Origin of the sequence: Variovorax sp. dw_954 (genome assembly GCF_018449755.1) — a bacterium.
Classification (GTDB): domain Bacteria; phylum Pseudomonadota; class Gammaproteobacteria; order Burkholderiales; family Burkholderiaceae_C; genus Variovorax.
In genome coordinates this window covers 356,548-375,017 of sequence record NZ_JAAVVD010000003.1, presented here as the reverse complement: position 1 = coordinate 375,017, position 18,470 = coordinate 356,548, and the positions used below count along the sequence as shown (strand labels likewise).

Here is an 18,470-nt window from a genome sequence, read left to right as displayed (position 1 = left end):
GGCTATTGTGCCAAGCCACGTTCCCGCACAAATTCGATGAAGCGAGCGAGCGCCGGGTTGTCGCTGGCCGCCGGCCAGACCAGGCTGGTTTCGCACCCGGGCAGCGCCAGCGCCGCGCGACGACGACCGGGCGGCGCGGCAAACTCGGCAGCCGTGCGATAGACCACGCCCGCCCGCCGGAATTGCGTGACGCTCTCCGGCACCCAGGCCACGCCGAGGCCGCCCGACACCAGGTTGACGATGGTCTGCATCTGGATCGCCTCCTGCGCCACCTCGGGCACGCGCCCGACCCCGTGGTACAGCGCCAGGATCGCGTCGTGCACCGAGGGCAGGATGCGGCGCGGGAACGCGACCAGCGGCTCGGCCAGCACCGCTTCGAGCGCGAGCTGCGCGACGCCCGCGAGCACGTGCTGCGACGGCACGGCCAGCACCAGCTGTTCCGATGCCACCGCCAGTCGAGCCAACCCCGCAGGCGCGGCGCCTGGCGAATGCAGCACCAGGCCCGCATCGATCTCGCCGCGCGCCAACGCCTCCAGTTGCACGTCCCCGGTGGCCTCGACGAGTTCCAGCGCCACCGCCGGACACAGCGCGCGAAATTCACGCACCCACGCCGGCAGCCGCTCAAAGCCGATGGTCGAGACAAAGGCCAGCCGCACCCGCCCCACTTCGCCCGCCGCGGCCGCCCGCGCCCGTGCCGGCAGCGCCTGGGCTCGCGCAAGCAATTCGCGCACTTCCGGCACCAGCGCAGCGCCAGCGGGCGTCAACGCGACGCTGCGGCGCGTACGGTCGAACAGTCGCGCACCGATCGCTTTCTCCAATTGCGCGATGGCCTGCGTCACCGGCGGCTGCGTCATGTGCAGGCGCGTGGCGGCGCGGCCGAAATGGAGTTCCTCGGCCACCGCCAGGAACTGCCGCCAGACGCGCAGATCGATCAATGCTGTCATTCATGCAGCATATCAATAGTCGCTTTGAAATGGATTGGCGGCAATCACAGAAGCGGCCGATACTTGGCGCCCCACGAGATATTCCCTGAGAGAGGCACACCACATGGCTGACACCCCGATCAACCGCCGCAGCATCAACATCGTCGACGGCAAGTCGCGCGCGCCCAACCGCTCGATGTTCTACGCGATGGGCTACGAAGAGAGCGACTTCAAGAAGCCGATGGTCGGCGTGGCCAATGGCCACAGCACCATCACGCCCTGCAACTCCGGCCTGCAAAAGCTCACCGATGCCGCCATCGAAGGCATCGAGGAAGCCGGCGGCAACGCGCAAGTGTTCGGTACGCCGACCATCTCGGACGGCATGGCCATGGGCACCGAAGGCATGAAGTACTCGCTGGTCAGCCGCGAAGTCATCTCGGACTGCATCGAGACCTGCGTCGGCGGCCAGTGGATGGACGGCGTGCTTGTCGTCGGCGGCTGCGACAAGAACATGCCGGGCGGCATGATGGGCATGCTGCGCGCCAACGTGCCGGCCATCTACGTCTACGGCGGCACCATCCTGCCGGGCCGCTACAAGGGCCAGGACCTGAACATCGTCAGCGTGTTCGAGGCCGTGGGCCAGAACGCCGCCGGCAACATGAGCGACGAGGACCTGCTGCAGATCGAGAAGCGCGCCATTCCCGGCACCGGCTCCTGCGGCGGCATGTACACGGCCAACACCATGTCGAGTTCGTTCGAGGCGCTGGGCCTGTCGCTGCCCTACTCGTCCACCATGGCGAACCCGCACGACGAGAAGCAGAACTCGGCCAAGGAGTCGGCCAAGGTGCTGATCGAGGCGATCAAGAAGGACCTGAAGCCGCGCGACATCGTGACGAAGAAGGCCATCGAGAACGCCGTCGCCGTAATCATGGCCACGGGCGGCTCGACCAACGCGGTGCTGCACTTCCTGGCCATCGCGCACGCCGCCCAGGTCGACTGGACCATCGACGACTTCGAGCGCATGCGCAAGAAGGTGCCGGTGCTGTGCGACCTCAAGCCCTCGGGCAAGTACCTCGCGGTCGACCTGCACCAGGCCGGCGGCATTCCGCAGGTCATGAAGATTCTTCTGAAGGCCGGCCTCCTGCACGGCGACTGCGTCACCATCACCGGCCAGACCATCGAGGAAGTGCTCAAGGACGTGCCCGACACGCCGCGCGCCGACCAGGACGTGATCCGCCCGATCGACAAGCCGATGTACGCCGAAGGCCATCTCGCGATCCTCAAGGGCAACCTCTCGCCCGAAGGCGCGGTCGCAAAGATCACCGGCCTGAAGAACCCGGTCATCACCGGCCCGGCGCGCGTGTTCGACGACGAGCAATCGGCGCTTGCCGCGATCCTCGCCGGCAAGATCAAGGCCGGGGACGTGATGGTGCTGCGTTATCTTGGCCCCAAGGGCGGCCCGGGCATGCCGGAAATGCTGGCGCCGACGGGCGCGCTGATCGGCGCTGGGCTGGGTGAATCCGTCGGCCTCATCACCGACGGCCGATTCTCCGGCGGCACCTGGGGCATGGTGGTCGGCCACGTGGCACCCGAAGCCTATGCCGGCGGCACCATCGCGTTCGTCAACGAAGGCGACTCGATCACCATCGACGCCCACAAGCTGGTGCTCGAACTCAACGTGCCGGAAGCGGAAATCGCGAAGCGCAAGGAAGGCTGGAAGCCACCGGCACCGCGCTACACGCGCGGCGTGCAGGCCAAGTTCGCGTTCAATGCCTCCAGCGCCAGCTCGGGCGCGGTGCTCGACAAGTACTGAAGCTGAAGACCCGGCGGGGGCTCAGCCCTTGCCGCGGCGCTTGCGGTTGGACGGACTGTTCAGCATCCCGAGCCGGCTGCGCTGCCGATCGATGCGCTCCGACTTGCGCTCGTTTTCCTTCTTGATGACCTGGGACTTGGTGTAGCCCGACCAATCGGCCCAGGCCCACCAGACCACGGCCAGCGCAAAGGGAATCAGCACGATCCACCAGCTCAGCGTGGCGACCGGACCCATCTCGAAAAACTTGAGAGCGACACCGAGCACACCCAATAGAAGAAACCACATGGCGCAAACCCTCGGGAAAGTTGATTGGTGCGCCACACCTCGCCGCGCACCGCGCTCCCTACAATCTCATCGGACCGACTGTAACGCAACGGATACGATTTCCCCATGAGAAGAACCCTCCTGCTGACGACCCTCGCAATGGCTGCGTCCGGCCCCGCCATGGCCGACCTCGCGCTTGCCACGTCGAAGAATTGCATGGCCTGCCACACCGTGGAGCGCAAGGTCCTCGGCCCCGCCTTCAAGGACGTCGCCGCCAGGTACAAGGATGACAAGACCGCGGCAGACAAGCTCGCGGCCAAGATCATCAAGGGCGGCAGCGGTGTGTGGGGCACCCTGGCAATGCCCGCCAATCCGCAGGTCAGCGAGAGCGAAGCCGCCCGCCTGGCGGCCTGGGTGCTCTCCACCAAGTAATCAGCCGCGCTGCGGAACGACCTCGCCAATGGCCGGGCGGAAGCGGTCTTCAAGTTGGCCGACATGCGCGGCCGTCGTGTTGTCCGACTCATCCACGCGCTGGCGCAATGACGCTTCCAGTTGCTGCACGCGGGCCAGCAGCACCTCCTGCCGCTGATTGGCCTGCGTCACCCGCGTGAGTTCCTGGGCTTCGAGGAAGCTGCGCAGTTCGGTGAAGCGCGACAGTTCGGCCTTGTCGGCCAGTTCGCGCTGCGATTGCAATTCCTTTGTGTGGCGACGCGTCTCCAGCATCACTGAGCTCTGCAGGTAGAACACGTAGGCCAGGAAAAACACGCCGAGCAGCGAAGTCAGCCCCAGCATGATCACGCCGAAGGGCGCAGTGACCTGCATGAAGCCGACCGACATCAAGGTCGGTTGAATGAGGATGCCCCAGTTCAACGTGGCCAGTGCCGCGATGAGCACCACCAGCAAAATCAAAATACCCGATCTGACACCCATGATTTCGTCCCCCGTCTGTTGCTAGAGGTCCGTTTGTAACTCACGCCGGCCAGAACGCCGTCCGACGATCGCTTCAACGTCAGTAGGCTTGCCCCAACTGTTCGAGGATGGCAGGGTTCTCCAGCGTCGACGTGTCCTGCGTGATGGCCTCGCCCTTGGCGATGGAGCGCAACAGGCGGCGCATGATCTTGCCGCTGCGGGTCTTGGGGAGGTTGTCGCCGAAGCGGATGTCCTTCGGCTTGGCGATCGGGCCGATCTCCTTGGCCACCCAGTTGCGCAGCTCGGCCGCGATCTTCTTGGCCTCGTCGCCGCTCGGCCGGCCGCGCTTGAGCACGACAAAGGCGCAGACCGCCTCGCCCGTCAAGTCGTCGGGCCGCCCGACCACCGCGGCTTCCGCCACCAGGTCGGTCTTCGAGACCAGCGCCGACTCGATCTCCATCGTGCCAAGCCGGTGCCCCGACACGTTCAGCACGTCGTCAATGCGCCCTGTGATGCGGAAGTAGCCGCGGTCCGCGCTGCGCACCGCGCCATCGCCGGCCAGGTAGATCGTGCCGCCCATTTCCTCGGGGAAATAGCTCTTCTTGAACCGCTCGGGGTCGTTCCAGATGGTGCGGATCATCGAGGGCCAGGGCCGCTTGATGACCAGCATGCCGCCCGCGCCGTTGGGGAGGTCCTTGCCGGTCTCGTCGACGATCGCAGCCATGATGCCCGGCAGCGGCAAGGTGCAGGAACCCGGCACCAGCGGCGTGGCGCCCGGCAGCGGCGTGATGACGTGCCCCCCCGTTTCGGTCTGCCAGAAGGTATCGACGATCGGACAACGCTCGTGACCGATGTTCCGGTGGTACCACATCCAGGCTTCCGGGTTGATCGGCTCGCCGACGCTGCCGAGGATGCGCAGGCTGGAGAGATCGGAGCGGTCCGGGTGCGCCTTCTCGTCGGATTCGGCGGCCTTGATCAGCGATCGGATCGCGGTGGGCGCGGTGTAGAAGATGGTGACCCGGTGCCGCTCGATCATCTGCCAGAAGCGCCCGGCGTTCGGATAGGTGGGGATGCCTTCGAACACCACCTGCGTCGCGCCGGCGGCCAGCGGGCCGTAGGCGACGTAGGTGTGGCCGGTGATCCAGCCGATGTCGGCGGTGCACCAGAACACGTCCTCCGGCCGCAGGTCGAAGGTCCAGTCCATCGTGAGTTTGGCCCACAGCAGGTAGCCGCCCGTCGCATGCTGAACGCCCTTGGGCTTACCGGTGGACCCCGAGGTATAGAGAATGAACAGCGGGTGTTCGGCGCCGACCGGCTCTGGCGGGCACAAGCCGTGCCCTTCCACTTCGGCCAGCGCCTCCGTGAAGCTGATGTCGCGGCCCTCGACGCGCTTCCAGTCCGTCAGCGTGCGCTCGTAGACCAGTACGGTCTTGATCGTGGTGCAGCCGCCCAGCTCGATGCCGTCGTCGACGATGGCCTTGAGCGGCAGTTCCTTGCCGCCCCGCAACTGGTAGTTGGCCGTGATGACCGCGACAGCACCGGCGTCGATGATGCGTTCCTGCAGCGCCTTCGCGGAGAAGCCGCCGAACACCACGCTGTGGGTCGCTCCGATGCGCGCACAGGCCTGCATCGCGATCACGCCCTCGATGGTCATCGGCATGTAGACGATGACGCGGTCGCCCTTCTTGATGCCTTGCGCCTTCAGCGCGTTGGCGAACTGCGAGACGCGCGTGAGCAGGTCCTTGTAGGTGATCTGCGTGACGGCGCCGTCGTCGGCCTCGAAGATGATCGCGATCTTGTCCTCGGTCGGCGTGCCGATGTGCTTGTCGAGGCAGTTGGCGCTGGCGTTGAGCTCACCGTCACCGAACCATTGGTAGAACGGCGCATTCGATTCGTCCAGCGTGCGCGTGAAGGGTTTCGTCCATTGCACGTTCTCGCGCGCCAGGCGGGTCCAGAAGCCATCGAAGTCGGTCTCCGCTTCCTTGCACAGCGCCTCGTAGGCGGCCATGCCGGAGATGCGCGCGCCCTTGGTCGCGCGGTCGTCGGGCGGGAACACGCGGGTCTCGACCAATACGGACTCGATGTTCGTCGATGTGCTGCTCATGTCTGGATGTCTCCTCGGCCTTGGTGTGGATCGGGCGTAATGTCGATGGTGGCACTTACGGGCCACTGACGTTCACATCCTACGGCGTAAGGGCATCCCGCGTTCGCGGAACAGGCGCTCCTAGAATTCGCGCCTTCGTCCCTCACAGCATCCGATGTCACTTCCTGATCCGTCTTCCGTCGCCCCCCGAACGGGATCCCCGCTGCGGCCCCTGCCCAAGCTCATCTTCGCGAGCCGCTGGCTGCAATTGCCCCTGTACCTCGGGCTTATCGTTGCGCAGGGCATGTACGTCATCCATTTCCTGGTCGAACTGACGCACCTGGTGCAGGCCGCGCTTGGAAGCGACCAGGCCCTGCAGGCGCTGATCACCGGCATCGGTTACAAGACCAGCGCGCCGATCACCACGCTGAACGAAACGGTGATCATGCTGGTGGTGCTCGCGCTGATCGACGTGGTGATGATCTCGAACCTGCTCATCATGGTGATCGTGGGCGGCTACGAGACCTTCATCAGCCGCATGGACCTCGAAGGCCATCCCGACCAGCCCGAATGGCTCAGTCACGTGAACGCGTCAGTACTGAAGGTGAAGCTGGCGATGTCGATCATCGGCATCAGCTCGATCCACCTGCTCAAGACCTTCATCAACGCCGAGAACTACACCGACAAGGTGCTGATCGCGCAGACCGCCATCCACATCACCTTCCTGCTGTCCGCGATGGCGATCGCCTACACCGACAAGATCATGTCGGCGATCGCGGAAAACCGGCACTGAGGTTTCAGCGACCGGTCATGTTCTCCGGGATCACCCACTGGTCGAACTGCTCGCCGGTCAGGTGACCTGAGGCCACGGCCGCCTCGCGCAGGCTGGAGCCTTCCTTGTGCGCCTTCTTGGCGATGTAGGCCGACTTGTCATAGCCGATGTGCGTGTTGAGCGCGGTCACCAGCATCAGCGACCGTTGCACGAGTTCCGTGATGCGTTCGCGGTTCGGCTCGATGCCGACCGCGCAGTAGTCGTTGAAGCTCACCATGCCGTCGGCCAGCAGGCGCACGCTCTGCAGGAAGTTGTGGGCCACCATCGGGCGGAACACGTTGAGTTCGAAGTTGCCCGAGGCGCCACCGATGTTGATGGCGACGTCATTGCCGAATACCTGTGCCGCCAGCATCGTGACCGCCTCGCTCTGCGTCGGGTTGACCTTGCCCGGCATGATCGACGAGCCGGGTTCGTTCTCTGGAATGCTCAGTTCGCCGATGCCGCTGCGCGGTCCGCTGGCCAGCCAGCGCACGTCGTTGGCGATCTTGGTCATGCTGGCGGCAAGGGTCTTGAGCGCGCCGTGGGCATGCACCAGCGCGTCGACGCTGGCCATCGCTTCGAACTTGTTCGGCGCGGTGATGAACGGCAGTCCGGTGAGCCTGGCCAGCTCGACCGCCACCTGCTCCGCATAGCCCTTGGGCGCATTGAGCCCCGTGCCGACAGCCGTGCCGCCCAGCGCCAGTTCGCACAAGTGCGGCAAGGCGGCACGGACGTGCGCCTCGCCGTGCGCCAGTTGCGCCGCGTAACCGGAGAACTCCTGGCCCAGCGTGAGCGGCGTCGCATCCTGCAGGTGGGTGCGGCCGATCTTGACGATGTCCATGAAGTCGGCCGACTTCTGCGCCAGCGTGCCGCGCAACTTCGCGATGGCCGGCAGCAGCTTGTGGACGAGCGCCTCCACGGCCGCCACGTGCATCGCGGTCGGGAAGACGTCGTTGCTCGACTGGCTGCGGTTCACGTCGTCGTTCGGATGCACCATCCGCGCCTCGCCACGCTCGCCGCCCAGCAGTTCGCTCGCGCGGTTGGCCAGCACCTCATTGACGTTCATGTTGGTCTGTGTGCCAGAGCCGGTTTGCCAGACGACCAAAGGAAACTCATCCGTATGCTTTCCGGCGATGACCTCGTCGGCTGCGGCAACGATGGCGCCAGTCTTCTTCTCTTCCTGCAGGCCGAGCGCATGGTTGACCACCGCCGAGGCCCGCTTCACCTGCGCAAGCGCCTTGATGATCTCGCGCGGCTGCTGCTCGCCCGAGATGTCGAAGTTTTGCAGGGAACGCTGAGTCTGCGCGCCCCAGAGCTTGTGGGCAGGCACCTCGATCGGTCCAAAAGTGTCTCGTTCGATACGGGTCGCGGTCATGGTGCTCATCTGCGAAAATGGAGGGCTGGCCAGTATCGCGCCAGCCGCATAACCCTATAAAGCCCCACCATGACCACGACAATCCAGCAAGCCGATCTGATCGAATCCGTCGCTGCGGCATTGCAGTACATCAGCTACTACCACCCGACCGACTACATCGCGCACCTGGCCAAGGCCTACGAGCGCGAGCAGAGCGCTGCCGCCAAGGACGCCATCGCGCAGATCCTCACCAACAGCAAGATGAGCGCGACCGGCCAGCGCCCGATCTGCCAGGACACCGGCATCGTCAACGTGTTCCTCAAGGTGGGCATGGACGTGCGCTGGGGCGGCTTCACCGGCTCGCTCGACGACGCCATCAACGAAGGCGTGCGCCGTGGCTACAACCACCCGGACAACACGCTGCGTGCCTCGGTCGTGGCCGATCCGCAGTTCGACCGCAAGAACACCAAGGACAACACGCCGGCTGTCATCTTCACGGAGATCGTCCCCGGCAACACCGTCGAAGTCACCGTCGCGGCCAAGGGCGGCGGCAGCGAGAACAAGAGCAAGCTGGTCATGCTCAACCCCGGCGACAGCGTGGTCGACTGGGTGCTCAAGACGGTGCCGACCATGGGCGCCGGCTGGTGCCCGCCCGGCATGCTGGGCATCGGCATCGGCGGCACGGCAGAGAAGGCCGCGCTGATGGCCAAGGAAAGCCTGATGGACGACCTGGACATGCACGAACTGCAGGCCAAGAAGGCATCGGGCGCCGAGCTGACGAAGGTCGAGGCCCTGCGCATCGAGCTGTACGAGAAGGTCAATGCGCTGGGCATCGGTGCGCAGGGCCTGGGCGGCCTGTCGACCGTGCTCGACATCAAGATCAAGATGTACCCCACGCACGCGGCCAGCAAGCCCGTGGCGATGATCCCCAACTGCGCGGCCACGCGCCATGCGCACTTCGTGCTGGACGGCAGCGGCGCCGTCTACCTCACGCCGCCCTCGCTCGACCTGTGGCCCGACGTCAACTGGGCGCCCGACTACAACAAGAGCAAGAAGGTCAACCTCGACACGCTCACACCCGAAGAAGTCGCGAGCTGGAAACCCGGCGACACGCTGCTGCTGAACGGCAAGATGCTCACCGGCCGCGACGCCGCGCACAAGCGCATCCAGGGCATGCTGGCCAAGGGCGAGAAGCTGCCGGTGGACTTCACCAACCGCGTCATCTACTACGTCGGCCCGGTCGACCCGGTCAAGGGCGAGGCGGTCGGTCCGGCCGGCCCGACCACCGCGACGCGCATGGACGGCTTCACCGAGATGATGCTGGCCGAAACCGGCCTCATCGCGATGATCGGCAAGGCCGAGCGCGGCCCGGTGGCCATCGAGGCGATCAAGAAGCACAAGAGCGCCTACCTCATGGCCGTGGGCGGCGCGGCCTACCTGGTCAGCAAGGCCATCAAGACCGCGAAGATCGTCGGCTTCGAAGACCTCGGCATGGAAGCCATCTACGAGTTCGACGTGGTCGACATGCCCGTGACGGTGGCAGTCGATTCCGGCGGCACCAGCGCCCACATTACCGGCCCCGCCGAATGGCAGAAGCGCATCGCCTCGGGCGAATTCAAGACCATCACGCTGGAACCCGCTTGAGCGCATCGCCCGTCGGCGTGTTCGACAGCGGCGTGGGCGGCTTGAGCGTCCTCAATGCGCTGCGCGCCGAATTGCCGCACGAGCGCTTCGTGTACTTTGCCGACACCGCGAATGCACCCTACGGCGAGCGCGGCGAGGACTTCGTCACGCAGCGCACGCTCGCGATCGCGGTCGACCTGGTCGAGCGGCATCGCATCAAGGCGCTGGTGGTGGCATGCAACACCGCGACCGCCGCGGCCATTCATCTCGTGCGAGCGACATATCCCGATCTGCCCGTCGTGGGCCTGGAGCCCGCGCTGAAGCCCGCGGTGTCGCTGAGCGGCACCCGGAACATCGCCGTGCTCGCAACCCGCGGGACCCTCGACAGCCTCAAGTTCAAGAAGCTCCACGCCAGCCTGGCGGACCAGGCGAACTTCAGCCTGGTGCCGTGCGATGGGCTGGCGGCGGCGATCGAAAGCTCGAGCAACGCGGCCATTGCCGATCTGTGCGCCCGGTACATGCACGCGGCGGGCCGTTTCGGCACCGAGCCGGATCAGATCGATACGGTGGTGCTCGGCTGCACCCACTATCCCTTCATCGCCGACGAACTGCGCCGCCATGCGGGCCCGGGCGTGCGCTTCATCGACACCGGAGCGCCCGTGGCCCTGCAGACGCGGCGCCTGCTGGCTGCGGCCGCGACATTGGCTGATGAATGCGATGACAACATCGCCACCGTGCTCGAAACCAGCGGCGCACCACAGGCGCTGGCAGCCGCCGCGGCACGCTGGCTGCTCCAGCCCGCTGCACAGCCCGCCGCGGCGGCCCGTTGATGCATCCAGGACGAACGTGCCCACACCTCGATTCGCCGCGGCCCTGCTGCTTCTCCTGCCCGCACTGACGGCGCACGCTGCCTGCGAGAGCGGCCTGGCGGAGCGCATGCACGCCAAGCTGCATCCCGACCGACAACTCGATGAGGAACGCGCCGCGTGCAAGCCGTGGCCCGCCTATCCGGGCCGCAGCATCGTCGTGCTGCCAATGCCGCGCCCCTCCTCCGACCCCGGCGTGACGGGCTACGACCTGGAGTTGCTCGTGATCCAGCGGCCCGACAACGGCAACACCGAGCGCGACACCATCCTGGCGCGCGCCTTCGAACCGAACGCGCTGACCGAGGACGCCATCGCCATCCAGGACATCCGCATCGACACCGGCCGCTACGCGCTCGCGGCCAACACGCGCGCCTTCGGCATCCGCGTGCGCTATCGCGGCGCGTCGCGCATCAACCCCTACGCGAGCGAGACGCTGCAGCTCTACGTGGCACAGGGCGCGAAGGTGCGAAAGGTGCTCGACGAGATCGAACTCGACATGGACGGCGGCGAATGGGACAACACCTGTACCGGGCACTTCGAGCAGGTGCGCGGCACGCTGGCAGTCGGCCACGCTGCGAGCGAGGGCTTCGCGGATCTGGTGGTGCAACGCACACAGACCGCGAGCCGCGCCGAGTGGCAGGAAGGCGGCGCCTGCATCGAGAAAGTGCTACCTGTGAAGTTGCGCACTTTCACGCTGCGCTACGACGGCGAGCGCTACCCGATTCCCAAGGCGCTGCGCAACGAGTGAGTGATCTCAGCGTAGTGCGGCCGCGCGACCACGCCTCATGTCGATCGGCATCAGCAGCAACAGCCCGACAATGAACAAGCCCGTGGTCGCGAAGATCGCGATGCGCTGGTTGCCGCCGGCCATCCATGTGATGGCGCCATAGCTCAAGGGCCCGATGATGCTTGCCAGCCGCGTCGCAAAGCTCCACAGCCCGAAGAACTCACCCAATTGCTGCGGCGGCGCCAGCACGCCCGCCATGGCTCGTCCGGCCGATTGGCTGGAGCCCATCGCCAGCCCGGCAATGGTGGCGGCGCACCAGAAGCCGCCCTTGCTGGTGACCGAGCCGGCGATGATGCACACCGCGATCCAGGCCACCAGCGTCGTCGACAGCGCGATCTTGTGGCCGATGCGGTCCTGCAGATAGCCGAAACTGAAAGCACCCGCCGCCGCCGCCAGGTTCAACGCGAAGATCAGGACCATGGTCTCCTGCGGCTTGAAGCCGATCACCTGCTCCGCATAGATCGCGGCCAGCGTGATCGCCACCGCCACGCCGCCCTGGTAGGCCACGGTGCAAGCCAGCAGCCACATGAAGTCGGAGAAGGCGCGCGCCCGCTCGAAAGTGCGGCGCAACTGGCGCCATGAGTCGCTCCACGAAACGCGCCCGGAAGCCACCGCAGGCCGGGCCCGCTCCGGCAACAAGACAAAGGTCGCGCAAGCCGCGAGGCCATACATCAGCGCGGTGACAAGCATCGTCACCGGCACGAAGTGCGAGGCCGGCAGCCCCCGCGCCTGCGCCCACAGCACGTAGGCGAGACACAGGCCCAGCGTCAGCATGCCGCCGATGTAGCCGAATGCCCAGCCCCAGCCGCTGACCTTGCCCATGCCGTCGGCTGTCGCCAGTTCCGGCAGGAAGGCGCCAGTCAGCGATTCGCCATACGAGTAGAAGGTGTTGGACACAATGATCAGCAGCATGGCCAACCCGACCGCTTCCAGGCCGGACAAGCGTGGCGTCAACGCCAGCGCGGCCGTACTGATCACGCACCCCGCGGTCGCCAGCATCAGCACGCGCTTCTTGGCCGCACGCAGATCCGCCCAGGCGCCGATCACCGGCATGGTGAACATCACGATCGCGTAGGCAATGCTCAGCGACAGCGTCCATGCGAAAGCACCCCAGGCGGCGCCCTTCGCCAGGCCACCGACGAAGTAGGCGGCGAACACGGCCGTGATGACGACCGTGGTGTAGCCGGAGTTGGCGAAGTCGTACATCGCCCAGCCGAACACCTCGCGCTTGCGCACGCCGGGATTCAGGGCCGATGAGGGAAATAGCGCCAAGTGGGTCTTGGGAAATTCGACGCCGGCGCCAGGGTCAGTGCAGGTGGCGTGGGCGGCGACCGCCTCCGTGGCCACCCGCACCCGGCGAACCGCCGCTGCCGCGCGGACGCTTGCCGATTTCGAGCGAACTGACCAGCGCATCGAAACGGTCGCCGAACAGTTTGTCGATCTCGCCGACCACGCCGCCGAGTTCGGAGCCGTCGAAGTGGCGCTCCATCAGAGCCACCACGTCTTCGACCAGCAGGTCGCGTTGCACCTGCATGATCGCGGCCGGATTCGGGCCGACGAACAGCATGATGAAGTCGTCGCGCGATTCTTCATCCGCGTCGCCTTCTTCCTCGTCATAGTCGGTGTCGTAGAAGGTGATCTCGATGGCCGCGCCCTGCTCGGCCAGCTCGTTGAGCGCCATGCACATCTCGTCGAGTTCCTGGCGAAAATCCTCGTCGCCGGGGACGGTCCAGCACATTGTCAGCATGTGCTCCTTCTGGTCGAAGCGGATGCCGGGCTCTTCTTCATATGCGCTGGTGGCGCCGTCGGCAAGCGACTTGGCGCCCGCGTATTTCCAGAGCGGGCGCAGCGCCTCCTGGATCTGGTCGAAGCTGACGTCGGCGCGCAACGGCACGTCGCCGTGCACGTGTATTTCGAACGGAGCGTTGTAGCGAGGCATGTCTTGCTCCCTTGTAAGTTGGTGCCCGGGGCCGGAATCGAACCGGCATGCCCCTTTTCAGGAAGCGGCGGATTTTAAGTCCGATGTGTCTACCAGTTTCACCACCCGGGCAATGGAGGTCAATGCGTCGAAGATAACCCAAACAAAAACAGCCTCTCCAACGAAGTTGATGAGGCTGTCGAATCGGTCTTGTCGCGAACGATGACCAAGGAGTGGAGGCGCGATCCGGAGTCGAACCGGACTAACCGGATTTGCAATCCGGGGCATAACCGCTTTGCTATCGCGCCACGCTTGTTACTGACTTCGGCCACGCCGACGTATCGTCGATCGGTGGTCGAAAAAAAGGGAAGCGGTTGCTTCCCTTTTTCAAAACTGGAGCGGGAAAAGAGTCTCGAACTCTCGACCTCAACCTTGGCAAGGTTGCGCTCTACCAACTGAGCTATTCCCGCGTTTCGAGCCTCGAATTATATACCGGTTTTCGAAGGCTTGGCAAACATGCCGCTCAATGTTTCACCGAAGACGAATCTTCGGCGGGTTGCACGGCACGCTGCTTGGCCAGCTCGGCGACCGCTGCCGCGGAGGCGGCGACCTCTTCGTCGGACAGCGGCGTCGGCGTCTTCTCCAGCGCGATCTCCAGCACCTTGTCGATCCACTTGACCGGGATGATCTCGAGGCCGTTCTTCACATTCTCGGGAATGTCCTGCAGGTCCTTCGCGTTTTCCTCGGGGATCAGCACCGTCTTGATCCCGCCGCGCAGGGCCGCCAGCAGCTTTTCCTTCAGGCCGCCGATGGCCGTGACTTCGCCGCGCAGGGTGATCTCGCCGGTCATCGCGACATCGGCCCGCACCGGGATGCCGGTGAGCGCCGACACGAAGGCCGTCGTCATCGCGGCGCCCGCACTCGGGCCGTCCTTCGGCGTTGCGCCGTCAGGCACATGGATGTGGATGTCGCGCTTCTCGAACATCTCGTCCTTGATGCCAAGTCGGCGCGAGCGGCTGCGCACCACGGTGCGTGCGGCTTCCACCGATTCCTTCATCACGTCGCCGAGCGAACCCGTGCGGCTGATGACGCCCTTGCCCGGCATGGTCACGGCCTCGATCGTCAGCAGGTCGCCGCCGACTTCCGTCCATGCGAGGCCCACCACCTGGCCGACCTGGTTCTGCTTCTCGGCGCGGCCGAAGGTGTACTTGCGAACGCCCAGGAAGTCGTTGAGGTTCTCGCCGGTCACCGTGACCTGCGGCGTCATCTTCTTCAGCAGCAGGCCCTTCACCACCTTGCGGCAGATCTTCGACAAGTCACGTTCGAGCGAACGCACGCCGGCTTCACGGGTGTAGTAGCGCACGATGTCGCGCACGGCTTCCTCGGTGACCAGCAGTTCCTCTTCCTTCACGCCGTTGTTCTTCAGCTGCTTGGGCAGCAGGTACTTCAGCGCGATGTGGGTCTTCTCGTCCTCGGTGTAGCCGGCCAGGCGGATGACTTCCATCCGGTCCAGCAACGCCGGCGGGATGTTCATCGAGTTCGAGGTCGCCACGAACATCACGTCGCTCAGGTCGAAGTCGACCTCGACGTAGTGGTCGCCGAAGGTGTGGTTCTGCTCGGGGTCGAGCACTTCCAGCAGCGCGCTCGAAGGATCGCCACGGAAGTCCGTGCCGAGCTTGTCGATCTCGTCCAGCAGGAACAGCGGATTGCGCGTGCCGACCTTGTTCAGGCTCTGCAGCACCTTGCCCGGCAGCGCGCCGATGTAGGTGCGACGATGGCCGCGGATCTCCGCCTCGTCGCGCATGCCGCCGAGCGCCATGCGGGTGTACTTGCGGCCGGTCGCCTTCGCGATCGACTGCCCCAGCGAGGTCTTGCCCACGCCCGGAGGGCCGACCAGGCACAGGATCGGCGCCTTCACCTTGTCGACGCGTTGCTGCACCGCGAGGTATTCCAGGATGCGGTCCTTGACCTTGTCGAGGCCGTAGTGGTCTTCGTTGAGCACTTTCTCGGCATGCGCCAGGTCGTGCTTGATCTTGGTCTTCTTGCTCCACGGCAGGCCGACCAGCACGTCGATGTAGTTGCGCACGACGGTCGCTTCGGCAGACATCGGCGACATCAACTTGAGCTTCTTGAGTTCGCTCTCGGCCTTCTTGAGCGCGTCCTTCGGCATCTTGGCGAGCTTGATCTTCTTCTCGATCTCCTCGATGTCCGCGCCCTCCTCGCCTTCGCCAAGCTCCTTCTGGATCGCCTTGACCTGCTCGTTGAGATAGAAGTCGCGCTGGTTCTTTTCCATCTGGCGCTTCACGCGGCCGCGGATCTTCTTGTCGACGTTGAGGATGTCGACTTCGCGCTCGAGCTGGCCGAACAGGTTTTCGAGCCGGGCCTTGACGTCGGCCAAGTCCAGCACCGACTGCTTGTTGTCGAGCTTGAGCGGCAGGTGCGCGGCGATGGTGTCGGCGAGGCGGCCTGGATCGTCGATGCTCGAGATGGATGTGAGGATCTCGGGCGGGATCTTCTTGTTGAGCTTCACGTACTGGTCGAACTGCTGCATCACCGCACGGCGCAGCGCTTCGATCTCCGTGCCGGTCTGCGCGGCGCCCTCGCCTCCACCGATCGGGTTCACGTTGGCCGAGAAGTGGGTCTCGCCATCGTCGATGCGATTGACGCGGGCGCGTTGCTGGCCTTCGACCAGCACCTTGACCGTGCCATCGGGCAACTTCAGCATTTGCAGGATGGTCGAGATGCAGCCGACCTCGAACATGTCCTCGACGGCGGGCTCGTCCTTGGCGGCGGCTTTTTGCGCGACCAGCATGATGCGGCGCTCGGCTTCCATCGCGAGTTCCAGCGCCTTGATACTCTTGGCGCGCCCGACGAACAGCGGAATCACCATATGGGGGAACACCACGACATCCCGCAGCGGCAGCAGCGGCAGATCGATGGCTTCAGGTGGCAGGGGGGTGTGACCGGACATGCGAATCCTTCAGTGTGTCAGGCAAAGATGGAACGCGCCGCGCGGATTTCAAGCCCGCACGGCGCGTTCAATGTGGGGCACACGCCATTTGGCGCGTGAAAGGTCGGCGTGAGGACCGCGATCACCTAAGCCTTTTTGGCCGCCTCGCGGTAGACGAGCAACGGTGGCTTGCTTTCGTCGATGGTCGATTCCTCGACCACGACCTTGTCGACGTTGGTGGCATTCGGCAGCTCGAACATCGTGTCGATCAGCGACTGTTCGAGGATGGAGCGCAGCCCGCGCGCACCGGTTTTGCGGGCCAGCGCCTTGCGGGCGATGGCCTTCAACGCGGCCGGGCGAATCTCGAGGTCCACGCCCTCCATCTGCAGCAGCTTGGTGAACTGCTTGACGACGGCATTCTTGGGCTCGGTCAGGATCTGCACCAGCGCGTCTTCGCTCAACTCGGCCAGCGAAGCGACGACCGGCATGCGGCCCACCAGCTCCGGAATCAGGCCGAACTTGATCAGGTCTTCCGGCTCGACCTCGCGGAACACTTCCGTGATGCTGCGCTGCGCCTTGCTGCGCACCGATGCACCGAAGCCGATGCCCGAGGCTTCGGTGCGGTTCTCGATGACCTTCTCCAGCCCCGCGAATGCACCGCCGCAGATGAACAGGATGTTGGTCGTGTCGATCTGCAGGAAGTCCTGGTTCGGATGCTTGCGCCCGCCCTGCGGCGGCACGCTGGCCATGGTGCCTTCGATGAGCTTCAGCAGCGCCTGCTGCACGCCCTCGCCAGAGACATCGCGCGTGATGGACGGGTTGTCGGACTTGCGCGAGATCTTGTCGATCTCGTCGATGTAGACGATGCCGCGCTGGGCACGCTCCACCTCGTAGTTGCAGCTCTGCAGCAGCTTCTGGATGATGTTCTCGACGTCTTCGCCGACATAGCCGGCCTCGGTCAACGTCGTCGCATCGGCCATCACGAAGGGCACGTCGAGCATGCGCGCGAGCGTTTGTGCCAGCAGCGTCTTGCCGGAGCCCGTGGGGCCGATCAGCAGGATGTTGCTCTTGCTGAGTTCGACGTCGTCGCCCTTGGACTTTTCCTTGTGACGCAGGCGCTTGTAGTGGTTGTAGACCGCCACCGCGAGCATGCGCTTGGCCGGCTCCTGGCCGATCACGTAGTTGTCGAGGTTGGCCTTGATCTCAAGCGGCGTGGGAAGGTCGTTGCGGGCGTCGCGCACTTCCTCGCCGGCCGGCAGTTCGTCGCGAATGATCTCGTTGCACAGGTCGATGCATTCGTCGCAGATGAACACCGACGGACCGGCGATCAGCTTCTTGACCTCGTGCTGGCTCTTCCCGCAGAACGAGCAGTAAAGCGTCTTTTCGCTGGAGGAGCCTTTTTTCTCGGCCATGAAGGTGCCTCGTAACTGGAATTTAACAATGATAGCGAAACAAAAACGGCGTTCCCCGTGTGGGCAAACGCCGTTGTTGCTCGAATACGCGCCCCCGGCGCGGTACTGGCGCCGCAGCGCTTTGCAGCAAATCAGCTGCGCTTGGAGATCACCTGGTCAATCAGGCCGTATTCCTTGGACTCGTCGGCCGTCAGAAAATAGTCGCGTTCGGTGTCGCGGGCAATTTTCTCAAAGGTCTGGCCGGTGCGTTCGGCCAGGATTTTGTTCATTTGCTCGCGCGTCTTCAAAATGTCACGGGCATGGATCTCGATGTCGGTGGCCTGGCCGCGTGCGCCGCCGAGCACCTGGTGGATCATGATCTTGGAATTGGGCAGCGAGAAGCGCTTGCCCTTTTCACCCGCCGCCAGCAGGAAGGCGCCCATGCTGGCCGCGAAGCCGATGCACAGCGTCGACACGGCCGGCTTGATGAACTGCATCGTGTCGTAGATCGCCATGCCGGCGCTCACGCTGCCGCCTGGCGAATTGATGTAGAACGAAATGTCCTTGTCCGGGTTTTCGCTCTCGAGGAACAGCAACTGCGCCACCACGAGATTGGCGGTCTGGTCGTTGACCTCTCCGACCAGGAAAATCACGCGCTCCTTCAGCAAGCGCGAATAGATGTCATAGGACCGCTCGCCGCGGCCCGATTGCTCGATCACCATCGGCACCATGCCGAGAGCTTTAGTGTCCAGTGCGCTCATGAAAATGCTCCGTTCAG

The 18,470-nt window shown here is 64.9% G+C and carries 16 protein-coding genes and 3 tRNA genes; 6 read left to right on the top strand and 13 right to left on the bottom strand.

Annotated elements, in window-relative coordinates; genetic code table 11:
- Positions 1 to 2: 2 nt before the first annotated feature.
- Complete coding sequence (locus tag HB681_RS07865) at positions 3 to 944, bottom strand: LysR family transcriptional regulator (protein WP_213954236.1); 942 nt, start codon at positions 942 to 944, stop codon at positions 3 to 5.
- Between the two features lie 103 nt (positions 945 to 1,047).
- On the opposite strand from HB681_RS07865, the gene ilvD reads away from it, so the two are divergent.
- Positions 1,048 to 2,736 carry a dihydroxy-acid dehydratase gene (ilvD, locus tag HB681_RS07860; RefSeq protein ID WP_213954235.1) on the top strand — a complete coding sequence of 563 codons (1,689 nt, stop codon included), beginning with the start codon at positions 1,048 to 1,050 and terminating at the stop codon, positions 2,734 to 2,736.
- Positions 2,737 to 2,757: 21 nt separating this feature from the next.
- On the opposite strand, the gene HB681_RS07855 is transcribed toward ilvD, so the two are convergent.
- The gene (locus tag HB681_RS07855) at positions 2,758 to 3,021 is read right to left on the bottom strand and encodes a TIGR04438 family Trp-rich protein (RefSeq protein ID WP_213954234.1); all 264 of its coding nucleotides are present in this window, start codon (positions 3,019 to 3,021) and stop codon (positions 2,758 to 2,760) included.
- 105 nt (positions 3,022 to 3,126) lie between these two features.
- Between HB681_RS07855 and HB681_RS07850 the strand changes: the two genes are divergently transcribed.
- Positions 3,127 to 3,432, top strand: a complete 306-nt coding sequence (locus tag HB681_RS07850) for a c-type cytochrome (protein WP_213954233.1) — start codon at positions 3,127 to 3,129, stop codon at positions 3,430 to 3,432.
- On the opposite strand, the gene HB681_RS07845 is transcribed toward HB681_RS07850, so the two are convergent.
- Positions 3,433 to 3,930: a Yip1 family protein gene (locus HB681_RS07845; protein WP_213954232.1), complete on the bottom strand. Its 498-nt coding sequence runs from the start codon at positions 3,928 to 3,930 to the stop codon at positions 3,433 to 3,435.
- A 79-nt stretch (positions 3,931 to 4,009) separates the two neighbouring features.
- A complete protein-coding gene (gene acs / locus HB681_RS07840; RefSeq protein ID WP_213954231.1) occupies positions 4,010 to 6,013 on the bottom strand; it encodes an acetate--CoA ligase in 2,004 nt (667 codons plus the stop codon).
- Positions 6,014 to 6,167: 154 nt separating this feature from the next.
- On the opposite strand from acs, the gene HB681_RS07835 reads away from it, so the two are divergent.
- The gene (locus HB681_RS07835) at positions 6,168 to 6,785 is read left to right on the top strand and encodes a TIGR00645 family protein (protein ID WP_213954230.1); all 618 of its coding nucleotides are present in this window, start codon (positions 6,168 to 6,170) and stop codon (positions 6,783 to 6,785) included.
- A gap of 4 nt (positions 6,786 to 6,789) precedes the next feature.
- Here the strand turns inward: HB681_RS07835 and fumC are convergent, their stop codons facing one another.
- On the bottom strand, positions 6,790 to 8,178 hold the full coding sequence (fumC, locus tag HB681_RS07830) for a class II fumarate hydratase (RefSeq protein WP_213954229.1): 1,389 nt from the start codon (positions 8,176 to 8,178) through the stop codon (positions 6,790 to 6,792).
- Between the two features lie 69 nt (positions 8,179 to 8,247).
- On the opposite strand from fumC, the gene HB681_RS07825 reads away from it, so the two are divergent.
- The 3 genes from HB681_RS07825 to HB681_RS07815 are packed head-to-tail and all read left to right on the top strand — an operon-like array spanning position 8,248 to position 11,394.
- Entirely contained in the window at positions 8,248 to 9,801 is a 1,554-nt protein-coding gene (locus tag HB681_RS07825; RefSeq protein WP_213954228.1) for a fumarate hydratase, read from the top strand.
- Positions 9,798 to 10,610, top strand: a complete 813-nt coding sequence (gene murI, locus HB681_RS07820; RefSeq protein ID WP_256734850.1) for a glutamate racemase — start codon at positions 9,798 to 9,800, stop codon at positions 10,608 to 10,610. The genes HB681_RS07825 and murI overlap by 4 nt, the downstream gene beginning before the upstream one ends.
- A gap of 16 nt (positions 10,611 to 10,626) precedes the next feature.
- The gene (locus HB681_RS07815) at positions 10,627 to 11,394 is read left to right on the top strand and encodes a hypothetical protein (RefSeq protein ID WP_213954226.1); all 768 of its coding nucleotides are present in this window, start codon (positions 10,627 to 10,629) and stop codon (positions 11,392 to 11,394) included.
- 6 nt (positions 11,395 to 11,400) lie between these two features.
- Here the strand turns inward: HB681_RS07815 and HB681_RS07810 are convergent, their stop codons facing one another.
- The 8 genes from HB681_RS07810 to clpP form a co-directional block, all read right to left on the bottom strand.
- Positions 11,401 to 12,705, bottom strand: a complete 1,305-nt coding sequence (locus HB681_RS07810; RefSeq protein ID WP_213954225.1) for an MFS transporter — start codon at positions 12,703 to 12,705, stop codon at positions 11,401 to 11,403.
- Positions 12,706 to 12,739: 34 nt separating this feature from the next.
- Positions 12,740 to 13,372, bottom strand: coding sequence for a DUF6806 family protein (locus tag HB681_RS07805; protein WP_213954224.1), 633 nt, complete (start codon positions 13,370 to 13,372; stop codon positions 12,740 to 12,742).
- Between the two features lie 19 nt (positions 13,373 to 13,391).
- A tRNA-Leu gene (locus HB681_RS07800) sits at positions 13,392 to 13,483 on the bottom strand.
- A gap of 102 nt (positions 13,484 to 13,585) precedes the next feature.
- Positions 13,586 to 13,659, bottom strand: a tRNA-Cys gene (locus HB681_RS07795).
- 86 nt (positions 13,660 to 13,745) lie between these two features.
- Positions 13,746 to 13,821 (bottom strand) — tRNA-Gly (locus tag HB681_RS07790).
- A gap of 53 nt (positions 13,822 to 13,874) precedes the next feature.
- Positions 13,875 to 16,322, bottom strand: a complete 2,448-nt coding sequence (lon, locus tag HB681_RS07785; protein ID WP_213954223.1) for an endopeptidase La — start codon at positions 16,320 to 16,322, stop codon at positions 13,875 to 13,877.
- A gap of 125 nt (positions 16,323 to 16,447) precedes the next feature.
- Positions 16,448 to 17,713, bottom strand: coding sequence for an ATP-dependent Clp protease ATP-binding subunit ClpX (gene clpX / locus HB681_RS07780; RefSeq protein ID WP_213954222.1), 1,266 nt, complete (start codon positions 17,711 to 17,713; stop codon positions 16,448 to 16,450).
- Positions 17,714 to 17,844: 131 nt separating this feature from the next.
- On the bottom strand, positions 17,845 to 18,453 hold the full coding sequence (gene clpP, locus HB681_RS07775) for an ATP-dependent Clp endopeptidase proteolytic subunit ClpP (RefSeq protein WP_213954221.1): 609 nt from the start codon (positions 18,451 to 18,453) through the stop codon (positions 17,845 to 17,847).
- Positions 18,454 to 18,470 lie beyond the last annotated feature (17 nt).

Coding starts and splice junctions, on each gene's coding strand:
- HB681_RS07865 (WP_213954236.1), bottom strand. CDS start 944: ATGACAGCATTGATCGATCTGCGCGTCTGGCGGCAGTTCCTGGCGGTG.
- ilvD (WP_213954235.1), top strand. CDS start 1,048: ATGGCTGACACCCCGATCAACCGCCGCAGCATCAACATCGTCGACGGC.
- HB681_RS07855 (WP_213954234.1), bottom strand. CDS start 3,021: ATGTGGTTTCTTCTATTGGGTGTGCTCGGTGTCGCTCTCAAGTTTTTC.
- HB681_RS07850 (WP_213954233.1), top strand. CDS start 3,127: ATGAGAAGAACCCTCCTGCTGACGACCCTCGCAATGGCTGCGTCCGGC.
- HB681_RS07845 (WP_213954232.1), bottom strand. CDS start 3,930: ATGGGTGTCAGATCGGGTATTTTGATTTTGCTGGTGGTGCTCATCGCG.
- acs (WP_213954231.1), bottom strand. CDS start 6,013: ATGAGCAGCACATCGACGAACATCGAGTCCGTATTGGTCGAGACCCGC.
- HB681_RS07835 (WP_213954230.1), top strand. CDS start 6,168: ATGTCACTTCCTGATCCGTCTTCCGTCGCCCCCCGAACGGGATCCCCG.
- fumC (WP_213954229.1), bottom strand. CDS start 8,178: ATGACCGCGACCCGTATCGAACGAGACACTTTTGGACCGATCGAGGTG.
- HB681_RS07825 (WP_213954228.1), top strand. CDS start 8,248: ATGACCACGACAATCCAGCAAGCCGATCTGATCGAATCCGTCGCTGCG.
- HB681_RS07805 (WP_213954224.1), bottom strand. CDS start 13,372: ATGCCTCGCTACAACGCTCCGTTCGAAATACACGTGCACGGCGACGTG.
- lon (WP_213954223.1), bottom strand. CDS start 16,322: ATGTCCGGTCACACCCCCCTGCCACCTGAAGCCATCGATCTGCCGCTG.
- clpX (WP_213954222.1), bottom strand. CDS start 17,713: ATGGCCGAGAAAAAAGGCTCCTCCAGCGAAAAGACGCTTTACTGCTCG.
- clpP (WP_213954221.1), bottom strand. CDS start 18,453: ATGAGCGCACTGGACACTAAAGCTCTCGGCATGGTGCCGATGGTGATC.